Below are 5,829 nucleotides of genomic sequence, written 5' to 3' on the forward strand. Positions count from 1 at the left end.
AAGAGCATCACCTTACGGTGATGCTCATTTGGCAAGGACTGTCAACATTCTGTCCTTGACTTTTGAACCAGTTTAATGAATCTCTTATGCTTTTCTCTTACGAAAGGAGTCCATTATGATTATTCATAAATTTAACTGGTTATGGACATTACTAGGTATTGCGTTACTTTGTGCTTTTATCACATTATTAATATGCAAAATCATATATAAGCAGGCAAGTATGAAAGTATTGATTATTGTTGCAGTCATAGGATTCTTACTAGGAATCATAGGTGTGTTTATTTATGCCAGTCAGGCTATGCCTCTATAGTTAACTTCCTTTGCGATATAGAGGCAGTTGGGCTGTTTTGTGTATCATTAAGTAAAAAGTTTTTAGCTAGAATAGTGACTCGATTTGTGTTATGGTAGTGAGTAAGAAAGAGGTGTATTTTACATGTTAACATTTTTGATGTTTGCTGCTGTTATTGGTTTTGCGGTAGTGATGAGAGAGCGTACTAAACATAAAGATGACTATCGTTACGTTGCAGCACAATACTTGATAATGGGAATTATCTGGGGTCTTATTGCCTTATCTGATTATCTAGATTATGGTGTACGTATGCCATATTTTGGTCTATATATCGTAATTTTTGTATTTTCACTATTCATGTGTATTAGATCCATATTGAATCATAATTAGAGTACTTCGGTACTCTTTTTATTTTTGAAAGTAAGATAATTATCAGCCTCTAGAAACTGTCTATTTCATCTATCTCTGAAAACAGAAGTTGTACTAAATAAAAAACAAGTAGCAAAAAAGAAGAAAAAGATAAAACACCTGCTAAAACAGGAGATAATACACAGTTAGCTGTATTTGCAATATTTTTCTTATTATATGGAATTTATCTCTTAAGAAGAATTAAAAAAAGAGTTAATATAAGACAGAATCTCAATTATGAGGTTCTATTTTTAAGTTCTTTATTTTTTTATTCCTTTATTTTTTTAGTGTGATATAATGTTGATTGTTCTAAAAATAAGACAAAAGGAAGAGAGATTTTATGAAAAACAATGAAAAGAGAAGTACTTTCTCAGGAAAACTAGGATTAGTCCTCTCTGCTGCAGGAGCCTCTGTAGGCTTAGGAAATATTTGGCGTTTCCCATATCTTGCAGCTAAATATGGAGGAGGAATCTTCTTATTAATCTATATTATTCTTGCGCTCACATTTGGTTATACAATGATTATTGCAGAAACCACAATTGGAAGAATGACTAGAAAGAGTCCGGTAGGCGCTTTTAGAAAATTTGGAAACTCTATCTCGCATAAGTTTGGTGGATGGATCAATGCGATTATCCCTATATTAATCGTACCTTACTACTCTGTTATTGGTGGATGGGTCATTAAATACCTTGTTGAATATGTTAAGGGGAACGGTCATGCTTTATCATCTGATGGTTATTTCTCTACATTTATTTCTAATGGTGTTTCAACAGAATTGTGCTTTATTGCCTTTGCATTATTAACTTTATTTATTGTATTTGCAGGTGTTAAAAACGGTATTGAACGTGTCTCTAAGATCATGATGCCAATTCTAGTTGTATTATCATGTGTTATTACTGTTTATTCAGTTACTCGTCCAGGTGCACTTGAAGGTGTAAAGTACTTCCTTGTACCTAACTTTAAGAACTTCTCATGGATGACAGTAGTTACTGCAATGGGACAGATGTTCTATTCTTTATCTATCGCAATGGGTATCTTAATTACATTTGGTTCATATACAGAAAAAGAAGTCTCTATTGAAAATTCTACAGAAAACGTAGAAGTATTTGATACAGCTATTGCGATTATGGCTGGATTAATGATTATTCCAGCTGTATTTGCCTTCTCTAATGGAAATATGGAAAATTTGAATGCAGGACCATCTTTAATGTTTATTACTATTCCTAAAGTATTTGATAGTATGGGACTAGGAACACTTATTGGTATCCTATTCTTCATATTAGTATTATTTGCAGCACTTACTAGTTCAATTGCCCTGACAGAATGCGCTGTTTCTACATTCCAGGATGAACTTGGATGGAGTAGACATAAATCAGTTATTATTCTTGGATTCATCATGCTTGTATTAGGATCATTATCATCACTTGGATATGGACCACTTGCATCTATTCAGATTATTGGCATGCAGTTCTTAGACTTCTTTGATTTCTTAACTAATTCAGTGATGATGCCAATTTCTGCAACATGTGTATGTTTATTAGTATCCAAAGTTATTGGTGTAGATCAGATTGCTAAGGAAGTTAAATCTCACAACAATCCATTTAAACGTGAGAAAATCTTCAATTTCATGATTAAATATATTTGCCCAATCTTTGCAGCTATTATCTTGTTAAGCTCTGTTGCGAATGCATTTGGAATTATTAAGATGTAAAACAGGTTTAGGCCTGTTTTTTATTTGCACCTAATACGCAATTTGTGGTGATGAGTGTATTGAAAACTAAATAGGTATGACACGCTGTACACACTTTCTTGTAAAATAATTGTGAGATAACTAAACTATGAATTAGAAGATAAGACAAACAGTCATTAAAGGAAAAATAGATACAGGAATAAAAGATATTGATATTATTCAAACACTTTCAATTGATACACTTCTTTCTCATGTACAATCACTATGCAATGTCTAAGGGCATTAATACAAAGATTATCTATTAAGGAGACATGGATGAAGACTCAGACGATCAAATAGAACTCAATGGAATTATGAGTGAACTCGTAATAAAAGCTGATTAACTATAATCAGTTTTTTATTAGAAAAGAAACAAATACATTGGTGTTTGTATAATAACTTAATTTTCTTTTTTTTCTTTTCTAAAAAAATCACTAGTTTTCATGAAATGTAAATGAAAATGGTTTAAAATAATCTAAGGTAAAGAAATAAGAAGAAGGAGAGTAAATATAATGAGATTCGCGTATAGTCAAGTTGAAAATTTGAATGAAGCAGAAATGTGTGTATAATTATGTAGTGAAAAACCTAAAGCATATATTAAATCTAAGTGTTCGTGAGTTAGCGGATGAGGTACATGTTTCAACAGCTACTGTTATGCGTTTTTGTAAGAAGATGGGATATTCTGGTTTTTCAGAATTGAAGTATAAGATTAAAGAATTTTATGAACAGCAGGATCAGGAAGGTAATTATGAAATAAACGATATTGAAGGTTTTGTGGAGCATATAAAATCTAATGATTATTTAGACAAACTTAAAAAAGCAGCTGATCTGATTAAAGGTGCTGATTCATTTCAAATGCTTGGTTTAGGTGTATGTAGGGATATTGCGAAATATACCGCCCGACGATTTTGTCGAGCAGGGGTTTATTGTTATGGCATCGATGATGTCAACTATCCCATATTAGAAGTACCAGAAGGAACTCATTCCGTTATTTTGATCATTTACAATGATTTTTATCAGAAAGTGAGATTTGATCAAATCAATAGATATAAGAGTAAAAATTATACTATTATTATGATTTCATTAGCGCATGTAGGTAAATTTAGTCAATTATGTGATTTGACTATTTATGCTTCTAATGGAATTATGAAGGTTGGACAGGTTGAATCTGGAGTGCCAATGCTTTATGCACTAGAAAAATTAACGGATGAAGTGATAAAATAATATCATAATATATTAAAAGACACTAGGAATGCATTTCCTAGTGTCTGTTTTTAATTCTGTTCAAAGAATACTTCTTCATCAATCATTGGGTAACATGTCAAATCTTTATTATCTAGATTTGTTTTATGCATATCCACAGCTTTAATTGTATGACCATGATAAGTTGAATAATAGTAAATACCCTTATTTAAATTACAACAAGAAGTGTAAATAGTATATTCATATTTACCTTCGGCTACTTCACATAGTCCTTTTTGTTGTTCTACTGAACCAAGAATATGGAAGAACTGACTGACATTTTCTTGTTCATTTAATCCTTTAGTTACATTCATATTAGTGAAGGCAACACGTACAAAACGAGATGCTGATGATAAATCACCAGGTAACCCTAAAGCACCCATACCTCTACTATAAGTAGATAAGTTTACATCTTTTGAGAATGTATTCTCAGGCTGTTTAGTAGAGAGATACATATAATTATTTAATGCTCCTCTTTTGCAAATGGGTGGTGATTATTCGCTTATCTACTATGTTTAGAGCTCATTGCATCTCGATATCGCACTCTTTTTGGCGACAAAACTGCCATTTCTATAAATTTCAATACCTTATCATACTTATCTTTTGGGTCATTCATAATGAACCAAAATAGATTCAGCCAGTCTTGGAGGTGTTCTCTGTCGTAAGCTCCGTGATTTCTTATGAATTGTTTCAATAATAAATGAAGATTATTAACTGGATATAAAGGGTTGTCTTTATCTGATAGACCTTTTGTTTCTCTTGTTGAGTATACTTCGCTTTCCAGTTCTAATTCTTCAATCAATATACTGTGAGAATGCTCATCATCATGCACTAATATAGAGCCTCTTGCAATATGCTTACTATATGTTTCTTTTGATGATTTTCTTGAGGGTTTTGATGTTCCTGTAATTATAAAAATTGATTTTGTCTCGTTACAGGCAACACCAACACCTATTTTATTTCTAGCAATTCCTCTTAGTTTCTTTCCATCTTTTGTCGTTAGTTTACTTTTTACTTTTGTAAAATAGGTTTCATCTAAATACACTGTACCATCTAGTACAACATTGTCTTGTATTCCTTTTAAGACTTCAAATGTTTTGATCAGCCAATATTTACCTGTAGTTGGTGAATTTCTATTATCGTAGGCTGTTGAATTTATAGAATGAAATTCAAAAAAATGCAGTAAATACTCAATTCATTCTGAAATAGGAATCTTTTTTGAATCAAAGATTGTATTTGTCAACGCTGTAAAACGTTTACCACATCCTTTACAAATATATCTTTGTGTTCCGTCTTTCTTATGCCCATACCTTGTAAAATCATGAAATCCACAGAAAGGACATTGTTTTATGTCTAAAGAATTTATAAATTCTATTTCTGAAACAGATGATGTTGCATGTTTAGGGTTGTACCATTCTTGAACAGTATTTTCAACAAGCAATTGTCCTTCAGATTTCTCTAGATTTTCAGACCGAGTAAACGAGCGTAAAGATGGATATTTTCTACGTTCTTTTTTATTCATTTGTGTTTGGCGGTTCGGAGTTTCAAGAGATGAATAACCAGAACCGCCAAGTTCCTCTTGATGGTTATTCACCTCATGAAGCTCTTCAAGAGCTTGCCTTTCTACAAGCATTCTAATTATATCATTGCCTGTAACAAATTGCTACTTACCACCCATTTGCAAAAGAGGAGCTTTATTTAAATTAAACATCTGTTTATCAAAAGGTGGATTATTAGTCAATACACCTACAGGATTATCATAGATATGTACTCTATCTTTCATGATTTCCTCCATTTCCCCGCGCCTTCGTTGCGCGGACACAAATATATAACCAAACTCAAATCCACCAAAACTATAGTGTGCCTCTCGATATAATAGTATAATCAAAGAGAGGTGGTATACTACAGAGCACGTGGAGTAGAGTAGGCAATTCTACTCAAATAGAATATCCTGAATGATTATAAGTCGCCGCTATCTTTTCAAGCACAAATAAGTTGGACTTAGAGCCAGGACACTTATGATTGTACAATCAACTGAGTGATTAGCTTAGATAGCAGTCAATGCCACTTCTCTTCTTTCAATGAAAGGTAGAGTCAAAAGTTTATGAAAAACTTGATGAATGACAGATTTCAGGGCTCGATGAACGATGCGATATCATTC

General features: G+C 32.3%; 8 protein-coding genes and 1 pseudogene. 5 read left to right on the plus strand and 4 right to left on the minus strand.

All coding sequences use genetic code 11. The annotated features are described in order from the left end of the window. Positions 1-115 precede the first annotated feature (115 nt). The 5 genes and pseudogenes from ABUA27_RS11845 (at position 116) to ABUA27_RS11865 (ending at position 3,650) form a co-directional block, all read left to right on the plus strand. Positions 116-310, plus strand: coding sequence for a hypothetical protein (locus tag ABUA27_RS11845; protein ID WP_287968866.1), 195 nt, complete (start codon positions 116-118; stop codon positions 308-310). 123 nt (positions 311-433) lie between these two features. Beyond that, positions 434-679 (plus strand): hypothetical protein, encoded by a 246-nt coding sequence (locus ABUA27_RS11850; protein ID WP_129982189.1) that lies wholly within the window; start codon positions 434-436, stop codon positions 677-679. 152 nt (positions 680-831) lie between these two features. Further along, positions 832-990 (plus strand): annotated as a pseudogene (locus ABUA27_RS11855) (hypothetical protein); the annotation flags it as partial. A gap of 47 nt (positions 991-1,037) precedes the next feature. After that, positions 1,038-2,408, plus strand: a complete 1,371-nt coding sequence (locus ABUA27_RS11860) for a sodium-dependent transporter (protein WP_129982188.1) — start codon at positions 1,038-1,040, stop codon at positions 2,406-2,408. A gap of 564 nt (positions 2,409-2,972) precedes the next feature. Further along, positions 2,973-3,650, plus strand: a complete 678-nt coding sequence (locus ABUA27_RS11865; RefSeq protein WP_349820774.1) for a MurR/RpiR family transcriptional regulator — start codon at positions 2,973-2,975, stop codon at positions 3,648-3,650. 50 nt (positions 3,651-3,700) lie between these two features. Here ABUA27_RS11865 and ABUA27_RS11870 read toward each other — a convergent pair whose 3' ends face one another. The 4 genes from ABUA27_RS11870 to ABUA27_RS12725 form a co-directional block, all read right to left on the minus strand. Continuing rightward, a complete protein-coding gene (locus ABUA27_RS11870) occupies positions 3,701-4,123 on the minus strand; it encodes a linear amide C-N hydrolase (protein WP_275055699.1) in 423 nt (140 codons plus the stop codon). A gap of 47 nt (positions 4,124-4,170) precedes the next feature. Further along, positions 4,171-4,713 (minus strand): hypothetical protein, encoded by a 543-nt coding sequence (locus tag ABUA27_RS11875; RefSeq protein WP_349820775.1) that lies wholly within the window; start codon positions 4,711-4,713, stop codon positions 4,171-4,173. 150 nt (positions 4,714-4,863) lie between these two features. Continuing rightward, positions 4,864-5,301: an IS1/IS1595 family N-terminal zinc-binding domain-containing protein gene (locus tag ABUA27_RS11880; RefSeq protein ID WP_349820776.1), complete on the minus strand. Its 438-nt coding sequence runs from the start codon at positions 5,299-5,301 to the stop codon at positions 4,864-4,866. Between the two features lie 30 nt (positions 5,302-5,331). Next, a complete protein-coding gene (locus ABUA27_RS12725; RefSeq protein ID WP_502879956.1) occupies positions 5,332-5,556 on the minus strand; it encodes a linear amide C-N hydrolase in 225 nt (74 codons plus the stop codon). Positions 5,557-5,829 lie beyond the last annotated feature (273 nt).

It is taken from the genome of Catenibacterium sp. RTP21428st1_D7_RTP21428_210409 (genome assembly GCF_040227455.1).
In the GTDB taxonomy this organism is placed as follows: Bacteria; Bacillota_I; Bacilli_A; order Erysipelotrichales; family Coprobacillaceae; genus Catenibacterium; species Catenibacterium mitsuoka_A.